General features: G+C 26.8%; 2 protein-coding genes. Both read left to right on the plus strand.

Going from position 1 to position 3,193, the window contains the following annotated elements:
- The first annotated feature begins 750 nt into the window (after positions 1-750).
- On the plus strand, positions 751-2,295 hold the full coding sequence (murJ, locus tag KGF42_RS18790) for a murein biosynthesis integral membrane protein MurJ (RefSeq protein WP_227826883.1): 1,545 nt from the start codon (positions 751-753) through the stop codon (positions 2,293-2,295).
- Positions 2,296-2,321: 26 nt separating this feature from the next.
- Positions 2,322-2,981 carry a deoxyribose-phosphate aldolase gene (gene deoC, locus KGF42_RS18795; protein WP_227822057.1) on the plus strand — a complete coding sequence of 220 codons (660 nt, stop codon included), beginning with the start codon at positions 2,322-2,324 and terminating at the stop codon, positions 2,979-2,981.
- The last annotated feature ends 212 nt before the right edge of the window (positions 2,982-3,193 follow it).

Genomic DNA, 3,193 nt, shown 5'->3' on the forward strand with positions numbered 1-3,193 from the left:
TTTCTTTGACTAATTGTTTTCTTAAAGTATTCATAAAAAATCTCCTTTACGACATTTGATTATATTTAAATCATTGCCATAAAGAAGATTTTTATTAACCTTGAAGCACAAATTATTTTACATTACCGAAAATTGTCTTTAAAATAAAGTGTGTATTCTTTCAAAAAGTGGTGATAGTTAAAATATCAAATATCATCATATAAAGGAAGGAGTACACTTTTTATGTTTAACAGAAACAAAATCTTATTGAAATAATACACATAAATATTTCCAGACTTAGTTTTTTATTTACTCTATGTAAACATTGTTATTACTTATAAGTTTCACATGGAGTAAAATTTCTAGTTTTTATATATTTAAATCATTATATTTGGCACAATTAGAAGAATTTAGTAGATGGTATTTGTACACATTATAATATTGGCCTGTTCTATTGCTGTATCAGTATATATATAATAACCTTTACTTTTGTTAACTGCAAGGGATTCACTTTATCAATTATTTGAGCTTCATTATTAAATATTATAAATAAAATACCTAAAGAATTAAGACAAAACATAAAAAGTTTTCATAATGAACAATATATGATAGAATATACTTTGAAAATAAGTAGTGATTTTCTGTGTCCACTACTTTTAAAATTATTGATTGATAAAAAAATAAAGAAAATGGTATTTAGAAATATAGCTGATATAAGTACTTTTCTTCTAAAAAAATTATGAAGAAACGCTAGAAGAGTGGAGTGATAAAATGAGCAAAGTAGCTAGAGCGACTTTTTATTTGATGATAGTCACTATAATATCTAAGATTCTTGGAATGGGTAGAGAATTAGTGTTATCTTCGATTTATGGGACTGGCTTGTATACAGAAAGTTATTTAACAGCTATGAATATACCAAATATTATATTTGCAGCAATAGGAACTGCTATAGTTACTACCTTTATCCCTATGTATCAAGATATAAATAGTAAAAAAGGAGAAAAAGAGGCATTAAAGTTTTTAAACAATGTTTTAAATATAATAGTTGGTATATGCATAATTGTAGCCATATTAGGAGTTATTTTTTCAAAACAACTTGTAAGTATATTTGCCATAGGATTTGAGGGAGAAAGATTTTTACTTACTGTAAAATTCACTAGAGTACTTATAGTTGGGATAATATTTATAGGGATTACCAGTGTTATGTCAGCTTTTTTACAGATAAAAGAAAATTTTATTGTAGTTGGGTTTGGTAGTATACCTTATAATATTGTAATAATTATTTCAATAATATTAAGTACTGTACTAGGACCATATATACTTCCTGTTGGTGCTGTAGTTGCTATGATAGTTCAGCTGTTTTTTTATCTGTTTTTTGTGAATAAAACAAATTACAAATATTTATTTTATTTGGATTTTAAAGATGAAAGTTTAATAAAGCTACTGGTTCTATTATCACCTGTATTTATAGGCGTAGCTGTAAACCAAGTAAATTCACTGGTAGATACAACATTAGCATCTACACTGATTAAGGGGAGTATTCCAGCACTTACTTATGCAGATAGGTTAAATGGGTTTGTTACAGGAACATTTACAGCTTCAATAGTATCTGTAATGTATCCTATGTTATCGAAATTAAGTGCAGAAAATAACCAAAAAAAGTTTACAAGTTCAGTTAAGTCTAGTGTAAATATGATAATAATTTCTATGATTCCAATTTCTGTTGCATCTATTGTATTTGCTAAGTCTGTTGTTAGAATTATATTTGAAAGAGGAGCATTTGATTCTAGAGCTACTCAAATGACAGCTACTGCCTTAGTTTTTTATGCAGTTGGGATGACTGCATTTGGTTTAAGAGACATATTAGGAAAGGTTTTTTATTCTTTACAGGATACAAAGACACCTATGGTAAATGGTATTATATCAGTTGGAGTCAACATAGTATTAGACTTAGTTTTGATAAAACCTATGGCTCATGGGGGGCTTGCACTGGCAACTAGCTCATCATCAATAGCATGTATATTATTGCTTTTTTTAAATTTAAAGAGAAAAGTAGGATATTTTGGACAAGATAAAATAATAAGAACTACTTTTAAATCATTAGTATCTTCATGTGTTATGAGTTTCATAGCATATTTTATTTATAAATTTATTTTTGGTATATTGGGTTTAGGCACACTTAACGAATTAATATCTCTGACGATTGCAGTAGTAATTGGATTCTCAGTTTATACATCACTGATGATTCTTTTTAAAGTTGAAGAAGTTGATATGATACTAAATATTGCTAAAAGGAAATTACATTTAAACAAGTAATTTAATTATACATTTAGGAGGTTTTTATGAAACATATATTACAGTTAGTAGACCATACTATGTTAAAGGCAACAACTACATTGAAAGACATTAAAACTCTGTGTGATGAAGCTATAAGAATGAATGTAGCATCAGTTTGTATACCACCATCATATGTAAAAAGTGCTACTGAGTATTTAAATGGAAGAGTAAATATTTGTACAGTAATAGGTTTCCCTTTAGGGTACCAAACTACAAAAACAAAGGTATTTGAGGCAAAAGATGCTATTGAAAATGGAGCAGTTGAAATTGACATGGTTGTAAATATTTCTGATATAAAAAATGAGGAATATGAAAAAATAGAAAATGAAATAAGGGAAATAAAAAGTGTTGTTGGAGATAAGGTATTAAAAGTAATTATAGAGACATGTTATCTGAATGAATCTGAAAAAATAAAGATGTGTGAAATAGTAACAAATTCAGGTGCGGATTTTATAAAGACATCAACTGGTATGGGAACAAGTGGAGCAACTCTAGAAGATATAAAACTTATGAAAAAGCACATTGGTGAAGGTGTTAAGATAAAGGCTGCTGGAGGGATAAAATCAATATCTGATGCAGAAAAATTCATAGAAGCAGGTGCACAAAGGTTAGGCACAAGTTCAATATGTAAAATATTAAATAGCGAAAATCCAATGGAATATTAAATATTTTATATGGACTAATAATTGTATAATTAGTAGTAATTTAAATGATTGTAAATAGATATAATAAAAAAAGATGTGAATTTTTAAATAGAATATTCTAAAATATTAGATAATCTAAACGTAAATTTGATAAATATTATTAATATATTATGAATTAAAAAATCCAATAGGAAAACCTATTGGATTTTTTAATTCATAATATACATATATAG

It is taken from the genome of Clostridioides sp. ZZV15-6383 (genome assembly GCF_020657735.1).
Classification (GTDB): domain Bacteria; phylum Bacillota; class Clostridia; order Peptostreptococcales; family Peptostreptococcaceae; genus Clostridioides; species Clostridioides difficile_D.

Coding starts and splice junctions, on each gene's coding strand:
- murJ (WP_227826883.1), top strand. CDS start 751: ATGAGCAAAGTAGCTAGAGCGACTTTTTATTTGATGATAGTCACTATA.
- deoC (WP_227822057.1), top strand. CDS start 2,322: ATGAAACATATATTACAGTTAGTAGACCATACTATGTTAAAGGCAACA.